This is a genomic window from Mesorhizobium sp. M2C.T.Ca.TU.002.02.1.1 (assembly GCF_003997225.1).
This window is the reverse complement of record NZ_RZTO01000003.1, coordinates 15,590-33,003: the sequence shown is the minus strand read 5'-3', so window position 1 is coordinate 33,003 and position 17,414 is coordinate 15,590. Positions and strand designations below refer to the sequence as shown.

Below are 17,414 nucleotides of genomic sequence, written 5' to 3'. Positions count from 1 at the left end.
CGGCGACATAGAGCGTCGCCGGGTGGCTGTAGATCTCCTCCGGTGTGCCGAGCTGTTCGATGCGACCGTCGCGCATCACCGCGATCCGGGTCGCCAGCGTCATCGCCTCGATCTGGTCATGCGTGACGTAGACGACCGTGGTGCGCAGCATTTCGTGCAGGCGCTTCAATTCGGTACGCATTTCCAGGCGCAGCTTGGCGTCGAGATTGGAGAGCGGTTCGTCGAACAGGAAGACCTGCGGCTTGCGCACGAGCGCGCGGCCGATGGCGACGCGTTGGCGCTGGCCGCCGGACAACTGGCCGGGCTTGCGGTCGAGCAGATTCTCGATCTGCAAAAGCTTCGCCGTCTCGCGCACCGCCTTGTCGCGCTCTGCGGCGGGAACCTTGCGCATCTCCAGGCCGAAGCCGATGTTGCGGCGCACGGTCAGGTTCGGATAGAGCGCGTAGGACTGGAAGACCATGGCGATGTCGCGGTTCTTCGGATGCACGCCAAGCACCGAGCGCCCGCCGATCTTGACGTCGCCGCTGGTTGCTTCGGCGAGACCGGCGATGATGTTGAGCAGGGTGGACTTGCCGCAGCCCGAGGAGCCGAGCAGCACCAGGAACTCGCCGTTCTCAAGCGCGATGTCGATGCCTTTCAGCGTTTCGACGCTGCCGTAATTCTTGCGGACATCGCGGATTTCAAGCGCGCTCATGGGCGGCATCCTCGAACTGGATTGGCCCGCCATAGTCGCGGGGCAGGGTTGAGATGGCGCGCGACGCCACCTGAATGGCGGCGGAGAGGCAGTCCTCCAGCGACCGCTCTTGCACCAGCGCGGCCAGGAAAGCGGCGTTGAAGACATCACCGGCGCCGATCGTGTCGACGACGGTGACGCGCGGCGCAGGCACTTCGATGAATTTGCCGTCGGCGCCGATGGCAATCGCGCCGTCGGGTCCACGCTTGACGACGACCGTCGCGCCATTCCTCATGCCGTCGCGGATCTTGCGCGCCGCTTCCGCCGGACTTGCGAGACCGGCCAATGTCGTCGTCTCGACCTCGTTGAAGAGCGCCAGTTCGCAGCGCGACAGCCAGTTGCGCGCAGCGGCGCAGTTCGCCTCGGTCCAGCCGTCGATCGGCCAGCCTGTGTCGAGCGCGACGGCGATGCGGTGCGCCTCGGCCCAGTCGAAGAAGGCATCGTAATCGCGCGTCAGGTCGTCGGTGAGAAAAGAGCCGCAGAGCAGCGCATAGCCGCCGGAAAGCCGATTGCCGTCCAGCACGGCGAGCACGTCGGCCAGGCTGAAGCGGGGCAGGTGGCCGCGCGTGGTGAAGAAGGTGCGCTCGCCGTCGGGATGAGTCATGCCGACCGACAATGTCGTGCCTTCTGGACGAACCGGCCAATTTTGCGCCCGGCCTCCGAAGGCTTCGCGCAGCCAGCGCCCGAACTGGTCGTCACCGATATTGGCGGCGATCTCGAAGTCGATGCCCAGCGCCCGCCAGGCAAGCGCCGTATTGCCGGCCTGGCCGCCGACGCGCAGATCGTCGTGGTCGACGACGGTCTCTGTCCCTGCCTTCGGCCAAGGCGCGACCGGGCCGACGATCAGGTCGACATTGACGTTGCCGATCACCGCAAGCGGCCGCATCACTCGCTCCTGGTGATCTTGGTGGTGCGCACCGGCGTTCCGGCGTTCTCGACACGGAAATCGGCGAAGGCGATCATCAGGCGCTGCGCCACCGGCAGCATGGCAAAGACCGCCGCCAGGCCCGCGGCGGGTTTGAAGGCCAGTGTCACGGCACCAGCGACCGGTGGTTTGTCCGAAGCGTCGAACACGATCAGCGGCGCGCCGGTCTCGACAACGGACACGGCCATCGCTGTGACGAGGTCGGCGGTCGGGTCGTTGCCTCGGAAGAGCACGACGCCAATGCTTGGGCCCAGCATCTCCATCGGCCCGTGGCGCAGCTGGCCGCCTTCGAGCGAGAAACAAGGCAGGCGCGACAGTTCGGTGAAGCCGAGCGCAAGGGCTTCAGCCACGCCTTGAAGCTTGCGGCCGGACGTGACGATGGTCGCGACCGTTCTCAGCGCCGCGAGTGCGGCATCGATCTCGGCCGTTTCCGGAGCTTTCAGCGCGGCAAGCGCGGCGCCGGGATCGTCGCCAAGCGCGGCCAGGATGGCGAGGTGCAGGGCGAAGGTCACGGTCAGGCTGCGGGTCGCGGCGAAGGCGAGCTCGGTGCCGCCGGCGCCGACGAGGCAAGGCACCGTGCGGCCGAGGAACGAGCCTTTTTCCAGCGTCAGGCCGAAGGTTTCGGCGCGACCGCCGGTCTCGGCGAACCAGCGCAGCACCTCGGCGCTTTCGCCCGACTGCGAGGTGACGATCACCGTCCTGCCTTCAAGCGGCAGCGGCTGTCCGAGCTGTTCCGACAGCGGCAGCGCGACGGCGTCGATGCCATGGGCGCGATAGAGTGGCTCGACGGCGCGGGCGACGGCATGCGAGGCGCCCATGCCGAGCAGCACAAGCCGACCGGTCTTCCTGATCGAAGCGGCGACCTTGGCGGCTGCCTCCTGATTGCTCTCGAACGAGGCAAGCGCATCCTGATGCTGGCGCGCCATCTCGCGGTCGATCGCGACGAGCCCGGCCGGGCGTTTCTTTTCTCCAGTCATCTTTATCCTTTCACTCCGCCGCTGGTCAGGCCCGAGATCAGCGCGCGTTGCATGACGAGGCCGATCATCACTGGCGGCAAGGCCGCGAGCACGCCAGCGGTGGCGATCAGTCCGTAGTCGGAGACGCGGCCGCCGGCGAGATCGGCGATGGCGACCGTCAGCGTCTTTGCCCGCTGGTCCGAGGTGAAGAGCAGGGCGTAGAAGAACTCATCCCAGGCCAGCAGCACGGCAAACAGCGCCGATGTCGCCACGACGGGCGCGGCCAGCGGCAAGGTGATGATGCGCCAGGTCTGGAGCAGTCCCGCCCCGTCGATCATCGCCGCGGCCTCGATCTCGCGCGGGATGGAATCGAAGCCCGATTTCATCAGCCAGGTGGTGAAGGGCGCGAGGATGGTCAGATAGATCAGCGCCAGGCCAAAGACGTTGTTGAGCAGGCCGAGCCAGGACAGGCCCATATAAAGCGGCACGGAGAGCGCCACCGGCGGCAGCATGTAGGTGGCGATCACCATCGACAGCGACCAGCCGACCGAAGGCGTGCGCGAGACGGCCCAGCCGGCGGGCACGGCAAGGACGACAGCGGCAAGAGTCGCCATGCCGGCGACCTCCAGGCTGTTGCGCAGCGATGACGTAAAGGCCGCGCCGGCGCTGTTTTCGGCCCTCGACAGAAGCTGCGCGTAACGGGAGAAATCGGCCGCCTGCGGCCACCAGCGCAGCGGCTTGGCGGCAAGATCGGCAGCCGGCGATATGCTCATGACGAAGAGCCAGGCGAGCGGCGCCAGGATCACGGCGGCGAGCAGGATGGCGCAGGCATAGACGAAGACGGTGAAGACCGGGCTTCTGCGTTCCATCAGGTCGCGCTCCCGGCGGTTTTCCTCACCAGCGTCGCATAGGCGACGGCGAGCACGGTGACGAGCAAGGTGACGATCAGCGCCAGCGAGGCGCCGGAGCCGGCGCGCTGGAAGGAGAAGGCTTCCTGGTAGACGAGGATCGACAGCGAGCGCGTGCTGTTGGCGGGGCCGCCGCGTGTCATCACCCAGATGATGTCGAAAACCTTGAAGGCTTCGATGGTGCGCAGCACCAGCGCCACCATCAGCGGGCCCGCAAGATAGGGCAGGATCACGAAACGGAAGCGGTTGAACGGCCCGGCGCCGTCGACAAGCGCCGCGGCGGTGATGTCGCGCGGCACGGCCTGCAGGGCGGCGAGCGCGATCAGCGCGACAAGCGGAAAATTCTTCCAGCAATCGGCGACGATCAACGCCGCGAGCGCCGTGCCGGGCTCACCCAGCCAGGAACGATAGTCGTCGATGAGATGGAGTTGCGTCAGCGCCGCGTTCAGCGCCCCATATTCGGGATTGTAGATCAGCCGCCAGAGCGTCGCGTTGACGACGGTGGGCAGCGCCCAGGGCAGGATCATCAGTCCGCGCAACACGGCACGGCCGCGGAACTCCTGGTTGAGCAGGAGGGCCGCGAGCACGCCGATCACCATCTCGGCGGCGACCGAGATGACGGCGAACCAGGTGGTGGTGACCAGGGTGCGGGTGAAATTCGAGCTCGTCAGCAACTTGGTGTAGTTGTCGAAGCCGACATAGTTGCCCGCCGTGCCGACCAGTTGGGCGTCGGTGAAGGAAAGCCTGACGGTATCGACCAATGGCCAACCGATAACGGCGACCATGACCACCAGAAGCGGCAGCATCAACAGCCACGCGCGAGTCGTCATCCAGGTGCCTGACATCAGAGGCGCCTCTCTCCCGTCATCCGGTCAGAGCGGTTCACCGTTTCACGGAAACGGCGAACCGCTCTATCTCTTTGTTTTAACGCAATTCCGGACGGAAAACCGCTTCACACTTTTCCTGGAATTGCTCTCGAAATAGCACGGGCGGCGCTCGTCGATGAGGCCGCCCGCGTCGAGGAACGCCAGATCAGAGGCCGCTGTTTTCGGCGGCGGTCTTGAGCGCGTCCTCTGGCGTCGTCTGGCCGAGCAGCGATTCCTGGATCGCCTGCTGCAGCGCCGTCGAGAGCTGCTGGTATTTCGGCGTGGTCGGGCGCGGATACATCGCCGCAAGACCGAGCTTGGCGGCGGCAATCAGCTCTTCCTGGCCCTTGGTGACGGCCGGATCGTCATAGGACGAGGCCCAGATCGGCAGCGAGAGCTTGGCATACTGGTTCTGCGTCGCCTGCGAGGTCATGAACTCGATGTACTTCCAGGCTTCGTCCTGATGCTTCGACACCGCCGTGACGCCGAGGCCCATCGAGCCGTTGACGGCGGACACCTCGCTGGTGCCGGCGACGCCCGGCGCCGGCACGACGCCGACCTTGCCGGCGACCTTCGAATCCTTCGGGTCGTTGGCCATGTTGTACATGTAGGTCCAGTTCAGCGCGAACGCAGCGTCGCCGTTCTCGAACACCTTGCGGACGTCCTCTTCCAGGAATTCCTTGGAATTCGGATTGGTCAGGCCCGATTTGTAGCTGTCGACCATGTATTTCAGCGCCGACACGCCGCCGCCATTCTGGAAGTCGGGCTTGCCGTCCTTGAGGAAGTCGCCGCCATAGGCGCTGACCAGCGTGGTGTAATCGCAGACGGCTGCTTCGGCCTGCGACCAGCTCCAGGCGATCGGCGTCTTCAGCAACCCCTTGTCCTGGATGATCTTGGCCTGTTGGCCGAGCTCCTCCCAGGTCTTCGGCGGCGCCTTGATGCCGGCCTTTTCCAGGATTTCCTTGTTGTAGAACAGGTATTTGGTGTCGAGGATCCACGGCATGCCGTAATACTTGCCGTCATACTGGACGGTGGTCCAGGCGCCGGGCAGCACGCCCTTCTTCATGTCGTCGGTGATCTTCGACGACACGTCGACCAGCACCTTGTTGGTGGCGTATTCGGCAGGCCAGATGACGTCGAACAGCACCACGTCATAGCCGCCGCCGGATCCCTGGGCGAGCACGGTCTTGTCGTGCAGGCCTTCATAGGGAACGAATTCGAGGTTTACCTTGATGTCCGGATTGGCCTTGGTGAAAGCCTCCGTCATCGAGCGCACGTCAGCCTCGCTGTAGGCGGCCTGCGCCATGAAGAGCGCGTTCAAGGTGGTTTCGGCGAAGGCGTGGGGGACGAACAGCCCGCCGACGAACACCGCGCCCAGAAGTGTCTTACCGATCGATTTCAGCATTTGTCTTTCTCCCATTTTAGACATCTGCAAGGGAGCGGCCAGCCGCTTCCTCGAATTCGCTTCGCGTGACCGGATCCGTCCTCAGCGGCGTGCGGCGGAGCCCGAAAGCCTTGCCGTCTTTTTGTAGAGCCGCGCGGGCCTCACCTATTAAGTCAATTCGCTTGACTTAATTAGTCGATCAATCCTTTAATGGAGTCAAGAGGGGAAGCGACGGTGCACGATATCAGCCCGATCCGTGCCAAGAGCGGCACCAACCAGGAGGGTACCAGCGCGCATAACCGCCGCGTCATGATCGAGGCGCTGCGGCTCAACGGCGCGCTGTCGCGCGCGGACCTGGCGCGGGCGACGCAGCTCACCAAGCAGGCGGTTTCCAACATCGTCGAGGATCTCGAGCGGGACGGCCTGGTCGTGGCCCTGGATGCGGTGCGCAAGGGCAGGGGGCAACCTTTCACGCCCTATCGGCTGGTACCCGAAGGGGCGTTCGCCATCGGGCTGCAGATCGACCGGCATTTGACGCGCGTCGTGGTGGTCGACCTCGTCGGCAAGGTGATCGCGCGCGCCGAGGCAGGTCTGCCACTCGACGAGCCATCAGCCGGCGTCAAGATCATCCTCGGCCTAGTCGACCGCGTCAGGCGGGAGTTGGCTTCCTTGTTCGCCCAGTCCGAGCGGCGGCTGGTCGGCCTTGGCGTCGCCATGCCGGGGCCGTTCGGCCTAAGGGAATCCGACGACAAATGGATGATGCCCGCCTGGCAGCAATTCCCGCTGCTCGAGACGCTTGCCGCCGGCACCGGATTGAATGTCGGGCTGCAGAACGATGCCGCTGCGTGCGCCACGGCAGAGCGCATCGTCGGTGCCGCGCACGGCGTCGACCATGCGGTCTGCCTTTATGTCGGCTATGGCATCGCCGCGGGGCTTATCCTGAACGGCGAGCTCTACAATGGCGGCAACGGCAATGCCGGCGAGATCGGCAGGGCATTGCTGTCGCCGGCCGGACCCGGCTCGACGCCGTTGGAGCACCGCGCCTCGCTCGCCTCGCTCTATCAGCATCTCGGCCTCGACCCCACCGAGAGTGGGCTTTATGAGACGCTCGGCGCGCTGGCGCTCGCGCAAGACCCGAGGGTCATAAGCTGGGTCGAAAGAGCCGCGTCCGACCTGCGCTGGAGCGTGCATCTGATCGAAACGATCTTCGACCCGCAAACCGTCATCCTCACCAGCAGCGCGCCCGAGGCCCTGGCCCGGCTCCTGCTTCAGGCCATGCATCCGCTGCTGCCGTCGATCGCGGACCGGCCGGTCCGGCGCCTGCCGCGGCTGCAACTGGGCACCACCGATCCCTGGGCGATCGCGGTGGGCGCCGCGGCAGAGCCGATCAGCCGGGCTTTCGATCCGCGTTTTTCCGCTATCCTGAAGGCCGGATAGAGCCGGTCAGTCCATCGCTTGCGTGGTGCTGGCGGCGAAAGCCGCGTCGATGATGGCGAGCTTGACCGCCTGCGCGGTGAGGTATTCGCCATAGAATTCGTTCGAGATCCACATGACGGAATTGCCGCGCTGCCCCAGCCAGCCGACGCTGCCAAGCGCCTCGGCATCGCGCAATTTGCGCGCAAGGTGGGTGCGCGACAGCTTCAGCCATCTGGCGAAATCGCCGATCGACAGCACACCGGTCGGTATACGCTCCTGGCCGGCATTCTGAGGGTCGACGCCCGAGATCAGCCAATCCATGACGACGCCGCCATTGTTGAGCCAGGTGAACAGCGAAAAAGTCTGTTGCGGCTCGCGCACCGGCACGGAGGAAACCAGCCCGTCCGAGATCAACGGCTGCAATTGCGCCAGCAATTGCGGCCGTGCCCGGAATGTTTCCAGCCGGTGCCCGGCGTCAAGAGCATCGAGCGTGCTTAGATGCATATGGATCCAGCCGATCAACGGCTCCAGGGTGATGGCGGGCAGCCGCAAAGGGCGAATGCGGCCGTCGTCGCCCGCCGGCCCGACCTCGATGAAATTGTAGTGCTGCATTTCCTTGATGAAGGCATGAGCCGTGTTCCGGCTCGCCACCGCATGCCGGACGGTGACGTCGACAAAACGCGCCGCCGTCAGTTCCTTGCGGTAGTCGCTGGGGTCCCTGCGAAAATACAAGGCAAGACCGATATGGGCCATCAGCCAGCGCTGCTGGGTGGCAAAGACCGAGGAAGCCCGCGGGTTTCCTTGATAGGCCTGTTGCATCGCCAAGGCCTGTGCGCGCACGCAAGCGGGCAATGCCGGGTGACCGGCAATGTCTTCGTAGGTCAACGCACCCTCCCAGCTTCCACCCAAAGATGCTGTATGCTCGCACGTTGCGGATAGCAGTTTTGGCCCGCACTCGCCAGCGGGGCCGCGCCGTTGCGGTGGTCAGCGCTCTTTCAGAGCTGAGAGACAGGCCTCGAACGCTTCGTCGACGACGGCCAGCTTGGCTGCCTGGACGGCCATGTATTCGTCGAAGAAAGCCCTCGAAACCCACATCACGGAATGACCGCGCTGGCCGACCCAGCCGATGCTGCCGAGCGCCTCGGCATCATGCAGCTTGCGCGCCAGATGCGTGCGGGAGAGCTTCAGCCAGTGCGCGAACTCGCCGACCGAAATGACGCTGGTCGGTATCCTGTCGAGATGGGCGTCCTCCGGATCGATGCCGGACATCAGCCAGTCCATGACGATGCCGCCGTTGTTCAGCCAGATAAATAACGAGAAAGTCGGTCCGGGCTCCCGCACGCCGTCGCTGGCGAGCAATCCGTCGGCGATCAGGGGCTGCAGGGTGGGGAGCATTTCGGGCTGATCGAGGAAGGCCGCCAGCCGGGTTCCGCCATCTATGCGGTCGAGCGTTCTCAGATGCGCGTAGATCCAGTTGGTAAAGGTCTCGATGGTGGCCGCCGTGACCTGCATGGGGTGGGCGCGGCCGTCGCCGCCGGCCGAGATATATTCGGCGATGTTGTAATGCAGCATCTCCTTGACGAAGGCTTCGGCGGTGTTGCGGCTGGCCACCGAATGGCGGCGCACGGCCTCGATGAAGCGCGCCATCGTCATCTCTGTGCGGCGGTCGTTGGGATCGCGCCGGAAATGCAACGCCAGGCCGACATGGCCAAGCAGCCAGCGCTGCTGGGTGGCGAAGACGGCGGCCAGCCGCGGAGTCGTTTCGTAGACACGGATGAGCGCGCGCGACTGTTCCTGCACACTGCGAAGCGCTGCCGGATGACGGGCGATCTCTGCGGCACTCAGCGGCATTCCTTGCGGCACTCCATGCGATTCCAAGCAACGACAAATGAAGATTCCCAGTCTTGGCCGGTCGTGTCCAGTTGCCCATTGGGACAACGAACGATTAGGTGGTGAATTCGTTGCTAACTCTTTGCATCGGTTCGCGAAACCCGTCCCAATAATAGTCGGACCCGCAGCCCCGCGTTGAATTGACGAGTCCCGATGAGCGCGCCACCGGCGTGGGCTGTTTCCGCCGGACCACCGGGGACGATCTTAGATATGTCTGCCCTTGCCGTTGGCTGAGCAGCCTGCCGGCCCGTTTCCGGGGTTTTGCGACGACACGCATGTACAAGGGCGGCGAGCCCGGCAATGCCCCGTCGACGGTTTTCGGCATCACGACGCTCGAATTGGGATGATCGCGCGGCACGACGCGCTGAGATCATTGTTTTGCCTGGCTGGTCCATGCGACATGGCCCAATGACGTGGTTGCTTTGCCGAACTGCGTTGCGTGGAGGTTAGCGAATGGCTGGCAGGACGGTCTTGATCGCCGGCGGCGCCGGGGGAATGGGTCTCGCGACCGGGCTGCGTTTCGCAGCTGACGGCGAGCGGATCGCGCTTGCCGATCTTGCCGGTCCCAGGCTCGACGCCGCCGTGGCGAAGATTGCCGCGACCGGGGCGGACGCGATCGGTTTGCCGCTCGATATCCGCTCCGTCGCCGCCTGCCGCGACTTGGTGGGCAAGGCCAGGGACTGGGGCGGGGCGCTCGACATCCTCGTCAACGCCGCCGGCGTCTGGCTCGAGGGACCGGCGAGCGAGGTCGCAGAAGACCAGTGGGACCTTGTGCTGGACGTCAATCTCAAGGGCGCGTTCTTCCTGATCTCGGCGGCCATCCCGCATCTGGCGGCGGCGCAGGGCGTGATCGTCAACATCGCGTCCGACGCCGGCATCGTCGGCAACAACGGGGCGTCCGTCTATTGCGCCTCGAAAGGCGGGCTGGTGCTCTTGACCAAGGCTCTTGCCCTGGAACTCGCCCCGCAAGGCATCAGGGTCAACGCCGTCTGCCCCGGCGACACGGCGACGCCGATGATCGAATATCAGGCCAAGACCTATGGCGCAGACGACCCCGACGGCTACAAGCGCCGGCTTCTCGGGCACTATCCGCAGGGCGACAAAGCAAGGTTCATCCAGGTGGAAGAGATCGCTTCCTTCATCCACTATCTTTGCCAGCCAGGCGCGGCGCCGATCACCGGGGCCGCGCTTTCGATCGATTTCGGCGTCAGTGCCGGTTATTGAACCCAGGGATCGGTTTCATCGCGATTGCCTGTAGTGGCTGCCGGCATCCTAACGGTGGAGAAGAAATGATCGTGTTCCGCAAGTCTCGCAGGGCGCTGGTGACCGGCGCGGGCGCCGCCGACGGCATCGGCATCGCAACCGCGCGGGCGCTGGGCGAGGCCGGTCTTTCGGTCGTCATCACCGCTTCCTCCGCACGCGTCGAGCAACGCGCGGAGGAATTGCGGGGGGAGGGGCTCGATATAAGCGCTGTCGTGGCCGACCTGACGCTTTCCAGTGATGTCGAGCGGCTAAGCGCCGAAACCGGCGAAATCGACATCCTGGTAAACAATGCCGGGATGGGCACCGTTGCCCAGCCGGCATTGCAGCGGCGGTTTCTCGATCTCAGCGAAAGCGACTGGGATCGCGGCATCGATGTCAGCCTAAAGACCGCCTTCTTGAGCACGCGCGGATTCCTGGCCGGCATGGTGGAGCGCGGCCATGGGCGCGTCGTCAACATGGCCTCGGTGACGGGGCCTTACGTTTCCAACGAAGGCGAAGCCGCCTATTCGGCGGCCAAGGCCGGCTTGATCGGGCTGACGCATGCGCTCGCCCTGGAGGTCGGCCGCAGCGGCGTCACGGTCAACGCCGTGGCGCCAGGCTGGATCGCGACGGGCGCCTCGACGCCGGAAGAGCTCGTCGCTGCCCGGAACACGCCACTCGGCCGCGCCGGCAGCCCCGCGGAAGTCGCGGCCGCCGTGCTATTCCTGGCCTCCGACGCGGCGAGCTATGTCAACGGCGCGGTGCTGGTCGTGGACGGCGGCAACATCCTGCAGGAGCGCAAGGGATGAGCGCTGGGACGCGCGACCAATAGTCAGGGGCAGTTCTGTCGCCTATACAGGCGTTTTTTCAACCCGATCGTCGTTCCGTGACCCCTGCCGCCCGCCTGCAAGCCACAATCGAACTTATGGATGAAGTCGATAGCGTTCCGCGTCCCGCGGATGCCGTCGTCTCGGCCTGGTTTCGGGCCCGGCGCTATATCGGCGACACCGACCGTGGCCAGATTCTGGAGCTGCTTTATGCGCTTCTGCGACATCATGCGCGGCTTGGCTGGTGGCTAGCCAGGCATGGGCGCGAGGACAAGCCCCGCAACCGGCTGCTTGCATGGCTGACGCTCAAGGAAGGCAGGACGCCCGATCAGATCGAACGCTTGTTCAATGGCGTGAAATTCGCGCCTGCGATCCTGACGGGTCAAGAGCACGCGCTGCTGGTCAAATTGCAGGGATCCACGATCGACCATCCCGGCATGCCGGAAGAGGTGCGCCTCGAATGTCCGCCCTGGGCGGCCGATCCGCTGCGACGCCGTTTCAAGGAAGCGTTCGGCCAAGAGATGGCCGCGCTTCTGACGCCGGCGCCGCTCGACCTACGCGTCAATCCGATCAAGTCGACACGCGAGGCCATGCTTGGCGCGCTGAAGGACCTTGGCCTGCGGGCGCAGCCGTCGGCCATGGCTCCTTACGGCATTCGCGTGCAGGAGCGCCCCTCGCTGGCCAGCCTGCCGATGCTGAAGAGCGGTGAGGTCGAGATCCAGGACGAGGGCTCGCAGCTTGTCGCCATGTTGGTCGATGCCCGGCCGGGCGAGCGCGTGGTCGATTTTTGCGCCGGAGCCGGCGGCAAGACACTGGCCATCGCCGCGCAGATGAACAACAAGGGCCATGTCGTCGCCTGCGACGTCATGGAAGGCCGTTTGAAGCGCGGCGCCGAACGCTTCCGGCAGGCAGGATTGCACAATATCGAGACCCGGCTCCTGGCCGGCGAGACGGATCGGTGGATCAAACGCCACAAGGCTGGTTTCGATCGCGTGCTGGTCGACGCGCCATGCAGCGGCACCGGCACCTGGCGACGCAATCCCGATGCACGCTGGCGCGCGCCGGAGGAACAGGGCCTGGACAATCTCGTGTCGTTGCAGGGCCGGATCCTGGCGAGCGCGGCGCGCCTGGTGAAGCCCGGCGGACGGCTGGTCTACGCGACATGCTCCATGCTGTCGGAAGAGAATGAGGAGCAGGTGGCCGCTTTCCTTGCGGCGTATCCCGCTTTTCGTGTCGTGCCGCTCAACGAGGCCGCGCCGCGGCTGACCAATTCATCCCATTCGCACTACCTGTCGCTGACGCCCGCCCGCAACGACACCGACGGTTTCTTTGCCGCTGTTATGCGGCGAGAGGAGGCGCGCTCCCAAGCGAGGCCGCCCATAGCCATTCGCGATCCATTTCTTGAATGATCCGAATGGGACCGGGAGCAGTCGGGCAGCTTTCGGGCAATCGACTGGCCAAACGGTTATTTTGATCAGAGGCCGAGAGGCGAGCTTGTGCGCAGAGCATCATCTTGATTGCGACATTAGCGAGCGGATAAAGAATCATAGTTTCACATAAGGGCGCAAAGCGATGGCTAATGGGCGGGAAGGCTTTTACACCGACGATTTCATGTTCGATCTCACGGGCATCGAACAACAACCGGCGACGCTGTATCAGTACACTTCGGTCGAAAGCCTAAGAAGATCCTTGCGAGCCGGAGCCTGCGCTTTTCCGCGGCTGGACAAGGTGAACGATCCTGAGGAAGCGACTGCGCTGGCGGCGTGGGCGTCGTATCGAAATGGTGGAAGAAGTGACTCGTCGTGCGGTTATAGAGCAGATCTACGGCAATGCACTTGCGAAAGCCCGTTACATCCAGATCGAGGATGACCTCCGCAAATTCGCCTCGGAGGATATGGTTTTCGCATTCGATCCCAGCGGCACCCAACTGTTCTCGCTCATGGAACTGCGGCAGTCCTACGCTAGGCGAGGCGTCCACCTGCTGGAGTCGATCTATCTTCTTCTCGAAGCCGATGAGATCATTCCTGCAGCGATCATTGGGAGATCTCTTATTGAAACGATCGCAATGGGTTCACTCTTCCTGAGTGAGATGGCTGATTGCGTTCGGGCAGCGAACAGGGAGCGCTTGGAACAGCGCTTGACGCGCTTCTTCGCAGGAGTGGCCGGCCGCGATCCGAAACCGATCCACGTGATGGATGCCATCCGGCATCTCCACAAGTTAGATGCCGAGTACGTCGCGCACTTGGATCGCAAATTTGGAATCTTTTCTGGGTTGGACAAGATACGACAATCGCGTGCCAACGGCGAACCGATAGAGAGCCATGCCGATCTGCTCTCAATGGTAGCGGTCTATGACAGGCTATCGGAAATAGCGCATCCCAACGGCACTGGCGTGCAGTACCTTTACCCCGATCCTAGAAACGAAGACGCTAAAGTCAAAGGTATACGGCAGTACTACAAGCGGCTGGCGGTATCCGCAACATGGCAATGCAAGCATCTCCTGGAGGCACTTGAAGAGACACGGAATCTGCCCGGACAGTATCGCTCCAATATCGGCGTGCCCTCCGATGGAAATTCGTGATGTACGCCTGCCGGCTCGCGACGAACGACCCAAACCGGTATATCGTCGTGCTCGACGACGGCCCTCATGATTCGTAGGTGCGAACGTGCGTTGTTTGTCGGAGGCAGCTCTTCTACGGGCGTTTGGTCTTGGAACTCACCTACGATTTACCGTCAATGCGTAAGATTGCCGGCGACCGAAATTCGGCTCGGAAGAAGCTCGGCGATGAGCTCGCAGATGCATTCTTGAGTCTCATTGCCGACATGAGGAATGCGATGTACTTAGGCGAACTCCTCGAGTCTCCAACAGTTATTGGGGGCAGTCCATTGCTGCTGCAATACCCGTTGGCATCGGGATGCATTCTCGAAATTCAGCCTCTCGCAAATGGCTTGGTCGACCAGGAGAGCTGGTCGACCACTCACAGGATAAAACTGGTGCGCATCGTCAAGGAAGGGGCGAAGCTAATATGACCGTCGAGCCGAATTGGGCGTCTCCACCTGGCGCCACGATAGCCCGCGTGATGAAAATGCGTGAGATCGATGCCGCTGAACTCGCTGACGCGATGAACCTTTCGGCCGAAGATTTCGACTCCTTGTTGCGCGGGCGGCACAGGCTGAACAAGGAAATGGCGGCCGTGCTTGCGGACAACCTGGGGTCAACGGCACGGTTCTGGTTGGCACGGGATAAGGATTACATCCGCGAGTTGGCGCGGCTCGGGCAGACCGATGTAATGGATGCCAACAACTGGCTCCAATCGATGCCCTTGTCCTCCATGCGCCGTTTCGGCTGGTTGCCGAAGGACAGCCGAACGAGGCAGGCGCAGATGAAGGATCTATTGGCTTTCTTCGATTGCGATTCCCTGCAAAATTGGGGGCTGCGCTATTCCTCCGGGGTGGGCGCGGTAGCCTTTCGGACCTCGCTTGCCTTCGCTTCAGATGGGATGGCGACGCTGGTTTGGCTAAGGGCTGGTGAAGTTCAACTGCCAACCTCCGCAGTCAAGTTCGATCGCACGCGATTCAAGCAGATACTGCCTTCGTTAAAAAGACTCTCGGCCTTTAAGCAGCCTTCCCGCATGCTCGAGCGACTACGCGAGGCATGTCTAAAGGTCGGCGTCCTAGTGACTACGGCACGAGCTCCCGAGGGATGTCGCGCGAGCGGCGCTTCGTGGTTCGACTCAGCCGGTCGGCCAGTTATCCACTTGAGCTTCAGGCATCTTTCGGAGGATCATTTCTGGTTCACGTTCTTTCATGAGGCCGCGCATGTGCTTCTCCATGGCGAGAACCACATTGATGGCGAGGGCTCCGAGACTATGGGGTCCGACACGGAAAGGCAGGAGGCCGAGGCGAATGCCTACGCGCAGACCTTACTACTCCCGGATGAGATCAGAGAGCCCTTATTGGCGCGGCGAGCGATATCGGCAAAGCTGGTGGTCGACGCGGCGCGTGCCGCAAGAGTAACGGCAGGAGTGGTCGTCGGGCAGCTTGAGCGCGCCGGTGCCATCGCGCACGGGAAGCTATCCTTTCTCAAGCATCGGTATCGCTGGACAAGCGACCCCTACGTCCCCGAACTTGTCGAGTTCTAGCCCCTGAAATAGACGTACCTATCGGGATGCTTTTGCCAATTGCAGAGACTGTCTTCCAACACCTGCTTGCCCACCTCTAAGTAGTCGTCCAAGCCATCGACCCGTTTGCCGAGACCTGTCGCGCCAGTTCTGAATTTTCGGTCTCCATGGAACAGCAGCTTGGCGCCGGCAAGCGGCCCCGTGGCCCCGGGCAGGTAAACGCTTCCGGGGAGGATAGGCGCCAGCTGTAGCTTGCCCGCCATTGTCAGGAAATCAAACTTGCCGAGTCTTCCGAACCCGTAAACGGCCTTCATTGACAGGTAGAGTGCATTGAATGTGGCGGTCGGATCCTGGCCGACTTCCAGATGTACCTGCCTCGTTCTGGCGCTGAATCCCCCCGCTTCGAATTGCCATTCGTGGAAACTCCGGAACACGCGAGCGATCAACTCGGCGTTCTTGCTTTGGTATTGTCGGTGGTTCGAGAAGCGCCCAGACAATTCCGGATCGGCCAGCGCTTGCTGGTTGGCCGCCAGCATCGCTTCGAACCTTGGCCGTGCAGCCCCGTATTGGTCGGCCGTCCAGACCGGACCCTGGCCAAACGAACCGAAGACGTTCGCGGCCAGCTTCCAACCGTCCCTTACATGCTTCCCGAAATGGGTAGCGATAAAAGTCATCCAGACAGCTTCTTCCAATTCCCCCTTCCGGAGCAGAAAGATCGCGCCTCTAAGCGGATCGAAATCGGCGAGGTATGGGTCGATGCGATCCGCAGCGATTGGCCGAAGGTGCAGCGCGTTGATGTATTCGATGCGGCGCAGGCTGGAGACCATCTGATAGATCAGTGTCTTGCGCCAAGCGGGATCGACCACACCGGGAAGCGGCCCGAGGTCGGCTTCGTACTGAGCGAGTCTTTCGAGCAGATCGTTCGGACGATCCTTATGCGCTCCTCGTGGTATCTTAGTCATCGTTCTTGAAGAAATCCTTTGTGACGGCGGGCAGTTTCCGCTTCGCGATGCGGTCCAGGATGTAGAGTCGGTAAGCGGGAGCATGGATGTTGTCCAACAGCCCCTCGAGGTTCGCAGATTCTCCGTCCTTCACTGCCATCGCATGCGCGCGAAGCAGGACAATGAAGTCATTCCAATACGGATCAAGCCAAGGGGGTGGAGCGTACTCGAGGTTGCCCAACCGAAGTTGGTTTTCTGCCTGAACCAACTCGCGTATCGATGTCCAAGGGTCTCCCTTGGGCATGGCCGGCATGGGAACTGTGTCGTGCAAGCCCTCATCGAGATACTTCTGCGCCAACGTGCGAGACTTGAGCCCTCCGGGATCTTCTTCGTCGTCGTAAAGATGCAGACTGGCCACCGAGTGCTGGTATCGCCCGACTTCGACTCCAAGTTCCCTGCCCGCGATTTCCTGCATCATGGTGAAGGCGAAGACATCGTGCGGAAGACCTAGATACGCGTCGTTGGACCGCATGTGCACATGCATCTCAAGCTTGTTGCGAATGGCGAATTGGATCGTGCAAGTGCACGGGACGTCCTTTGTTTCCTTGTTACCATCAGCATTCGCGTAAATCTGGATCACCGCGTTCCGCGAGCCGCTTCGGGCCTTCAGGACGTCGATTACGCGTTGCCACTCGTCCGACGCCGGCCCCACCGTCATGCATCTACTTCTAGAGAATATTCTAGGCCCGTACGCTCCGTTGAGCGTCGCGCCGTCGTCGGAGAACTCGTGATATTTCTCTATGTAGTACTGGATCTGCTCAAGAGCGTCGCTACCGGATAGATACCACACGAGCTCCCCTATAGCGCTGTAAACTTTGGAGCGTACCATGGACCTACCCAGGCGAGCTCTGGGGTTGCTCAATTGAAGCAACGCGCCGAAGACCTCGGTGCTGTCCCCCTTCTTGGACCTTACGCGATTATTCTCTCGATTTCCCGAAAGGAGCCTTGTGAATACGGCCCGCATCAGATCGTCGATGTTGTCGGCGGACGCGTGGAACATCAAATGGCTGGAATCGTTTCCGTTGATCAAAAGGCATAATACTAGAGTTAATTCGATCCAGACAAACGCGCCAAGCATTTATTCACAGCCGGTGCTTTTGGACGGAATAGCCGAGAAGTAGACGGAGCATTTGGCTTCAGGAGGC

At 62.8% G+C, this 17,414-nt stretch carries 17 protein-coding genes; 7 read left to right on the top strand and 10 right to left on the bottom strand.

The window, feature by feature from the left end; translation table 11 throughout:
- The 6 genes from EOD07_RS00470 to EOD07_RS00445 all read right to left on the bottom strand — a co-directional run.
- Positions 1–694, bottom strand: a 694-nt coding sequence (locus tag EOD07_RS00470; protein WP_164771998.1) for an ABC transporter ATP-binding protein, incomplete at its 3' end; no start/stop codon positions are given.
- Positions 681–1,619, bottom strand: a complete 939-nt coding sequence (locus tag EOD07_RS00465) for a PfkB family carbohydrate kinase (protein WP_127233489.1) — start codon at positions 1,617–1,619, stop codon at positions 681–683. The genes EOD07_RS00465 and EOD07_RS00470, both read right to left, overlap by 14 nt.
- Complete coding sequence (locus tag EOD07_RS00460) at positions 1,619–2,635, bottom strand: SIS domain-containing protein (protein ID WP_127233488.1); 1,017 nt, start codon at positions 2,633–2,635, stop codon at positions 1,619–1,621. Before EOD07_RS00460 ends, EOD07_RS00465 begins: the two co-directional genes overlap by 1 nt.
- 2 nt (positions 2,636–2,637) lie before the next feature.
- Positions 2,638–3,483, bottom strand: a complete 846-nt coding sequence (locus EOD07_RS00455) for a carbohydrate ABC transporter permease (protein ID WP_127233487.1) — start codon at positions 3,481–3,483, stop codon at positions 2,638–2,640.
- Complete coding sequence (locus EOD07_RS00450) at positions 3,483–4,367, bottom strand: sugar ABC transporter permease (protein ID WP_127233486.1); 885 nt, start codon at positions 4,365–4,367, stop codon at positions 3,483–3,485. The genes EOD07_RS00455 and EOD07_RS00450 overlap by 1 nt, the downstream gene beginning before the upstream one ends.
- Before the next feature lie 187 nt (positions 4,368–4,554).
- Positions 4,555–5,793, bottom strand: a complete 1,239-nt coding sequence (locus tag EOD07_RS00445) for an extracellular solute-binding protein (RefSeq protein ID WP_127233485.1) — start codon at positions 5,791–5,793, stop codon at positions 4,555–4,557.
- 213 nt (positions 5,794–6,006) lie between these two features.
- Here EOD07_RS00445 and EOD07_RS00440 point away from each other — a divergent pair, with 213 nt between their 5' ends.
- On the top strand, positions 6,007–7,209 hold the full coding sequence (locus tag EOD07_RS00440; protein WP_127233484.1) for an ROK family transcriptional regulator: 1,203 nt from the start codon (positions 6,007–6,009) through the stop codon (positions 7,207–7,209).
- Positions 7,210–7,215: 6 nt separating this feature from the next.
- Here EOD07_RS00440 and EOD07_RS00435 read toward each other — a convergent pair whose 3' ends face one another.
- Both EOD07_RS00435 and EOD07_RS00430 read right to left on the bottom strand, forming a co-directional pair.
- Positions 7,216–8,073, bottom strand: coding sequence for a hypothetical protein (locus tag EOD07_RS00435; RefSeq protein WP_245469704.1), 858 nt, complete (start codon positions 8,071–8,073; stop codon positions 7,216–7,218).
- A gap of 99 nt (positions 8,074–8,172) precedes the next feature.
- The gene (locus EOD07_RS00430; protein ID WP_127233482.1) at positions 8,173–9,039 is read right to left on the bottom strand and encodes a hypothetical protein; all 867 of its coding nucleotides are present in this window, start codon (positions 9,037–9,039) and stop codon (positions 8,173–8,175) included.
- Positions 9,040–9,531: 492 nt separating this feature from the next.
- Between EOD07_RS00430 and EOD07_RS00425 the strand changes: the two genes are divergently transcribed.
- The 6 genes from EOD07_RS00425 (at position 9,532) to EOD07_RS00405 (ending at position 15,289) form a co-directional block, all read left to right on the top strand.
- The gene (locus EOD07_RS00425) at positions 9,532–10,302 is read left to right on the top strand and encodes an SDR family oxidoreductase (RefSeq protein ID WP_127233481.1); all 771 of its coding nucleotides are present in this window, start codon (positions 9,532–9,534) and stop codon (positions 10,300–10,302) included.
- A 65-nt stretch (positions 10,303–10,367) separates the two neighbouring features.
- Positions 10,368–11,129, top strand: coding sequence for an SDR family NAD(P)-dependent oxidoreductase (locus EOD07_RS00420; protein ID WP_127233480.1), 762 nt, complete (start codon positions 10,368–10,370; stop codon positions 11,127–11,129).
- 116 nt (positions 11,130–11,245) lie between these two features.
- A complete protein-coding gene (locus EOD07_RS00415) occupies positions 11,246–12,556 on the top strand; it encodes an RsmB/NOP family class I SAM-dependent RNA methyltransferase (protein ID WP_206519403.1) in 1,311 nt (436 codons plus the stop codon).
- A 371-nt stretch (positions 12,557–12,927) separates the two neighbouring features.
- A complete protein-coding gene (locus EOD07_RS00410) occupies positions 12,928–13,728 on the top strand; it encodes a hypothetical protein (protein WP_127233478.1) in 801 nt (266 codons plus the stop codon).
- Between the two features lie 128 nt (positions 13,729–13,856).
- On the top strand, positions 13,857–14,177 hold the full coding sequence (locus tag EOD07_RS37490; RefSeq protein WP_164771997.1) for a hypothetical protein: 321 nt from the start codon (positions 13,857–13,859) through the stop codon (positions 14,175–14,177).
- Positions 14,174–15,289 (top strand): ImmA/IrrE family metallo-endopeptidase, encoded by a 1,116-nt coding sequence (locus tag EOD07_RS00405; protein WP_164771996.1) that lies wholly within the window; start codon positions 14,174–14,176, stop codon positions 15,287–15,289. Before EOD07_RS37490 ends, EOD07_RS00405 begins: the two co-directional genes overlap by 4 nt.
- On the opposite strand, the gene EOD07_RS00400 is transcribed toward EOD07_RS00405, so the two are convergent.
- Both EOD07_RS00400 and EOD07_RS00395 read right to left on the bottom strand, forming a co-directional pair.
- On the bottom strand, positions 15,286–16,230 hold the full coding sequence (locus tag EOD07_RS00400; protein WP_127233476.1) for a hypothetical protein: 945 nt from the start codon (positions 16,228–16,230) through the stop codon (positions 15,286–15,288). The genes EOD07_RS00405 and EOD07_RS00400 overlap by 4 nt on opposite strands.
- A complete protein-coding gene (locus tag EOD07_RS00395; protein ID WP_164771995.1) occupies positions 16,223–17,269 on the bottom strand; it encodes a thymidylate synthase in 1,047 nt (348 codons plus the stop codon). Before EOD07_RS00395 ends, EOD07_RS00400 begins: the two co-directional genes overlap by 8 nt.
- Between the last annotated feature and the right edge of the window lie 145 nt (positions 17,270–17,414).

Bases quoted from the DNA above. Each gene is read 5' to 3' on its own strand.
- EOD07_RS00465 (WP_127233489.1), bottom strand. From the start codon at position 1,619: ATGCGGCCGCTTGCGGTGATCGGCAACGTCAATGTCGACCTGATCGTC.
- EOD07_RS00460 (WP_127233488.1), bottom strand. From the start codon at position 2,635: ATGACTGGAGAAAAGAAACGCCCGGCCGGGCTCGTCGCGATCGACCGC.
- EOD07_RS00455 (WP_127233487.1), bottom strand. From the start codon at position 3,483: ATGGAACGCAGAAGCCCGGTCTTCACCGTCTTCGTCTATGCCTGCGCC.
- EOD07_RS00450 (WP_127233486.1), bottom strand. From the start codon at position 4,367: ATGTCAGGCACCTGGATGACGACTCGCGCGTGGCTGTTGATGCTGCCG.
- EOD07_RS00445 (WP_127233485.1), bottom strand. From the start codon at position 5,793: ATGCTGAAATCGATCGGTAAGACACTTCTGGGCGCGGTGTTCGTCGGC.
- EOD07_RS00430 (WP_127233482.1), bottom strand. From the start codon at position 9,039: ATGCCGCTGAGTGCCGCAGAGATCGCCCGTCATCCGGCAGCGCTTCGC.
- EOD07_RS00425 (WP_127233481.1), top strand. From the start codon at position 9,532: ATGGCTGGCAGGACGGTCTTGATCGCCGGCGGCGCCGGGGGAATGGGT.
- EOD07_RS00420 (WP_127233480.1), top strand. From the start codon at position 10,368: ATGATCGTGTTCCGCAAGTCTCGCAGGGCGCTGGTGACCGGCGCGGGC.
- EOD07_RS00415 (WP_206519403.1), top strand. From the start codon at position 11,246: ATGGATGAAGTCGATAGCGTTCCGCGTCCCGCGGATGCCGTCGTCTCG.
- EOD07_RS00410 (WP_127233478.1), top strand. From the start codon at position 12,928: ATGGTGGAAGAAGTGACTCGTCGTGCGGTTATAGAGCAGATCTACGGC.
- EOD07_RS00405 (WP_164771996.1), top strand. From the start codon at position 14,174: ATGACCGTCGAGCCGAATTGGGCGTCTCCACCTGGCGCCACGATAGCC.
- EOD07_RS00400 (WP_127233476.1), bottom strand. From the start codon at position 16,230: ATGACTAAGATACCACGAGGAGCGCATAAGGATCGTCCGAACGATCTG.
- EOD07_RS00395 (WP_164771995.1), bottom strand. From the start codon at position 17,269: ATGTTCCACGCGTCCGCCGACAACATCGACGATCTGATGCGGGCCGTA.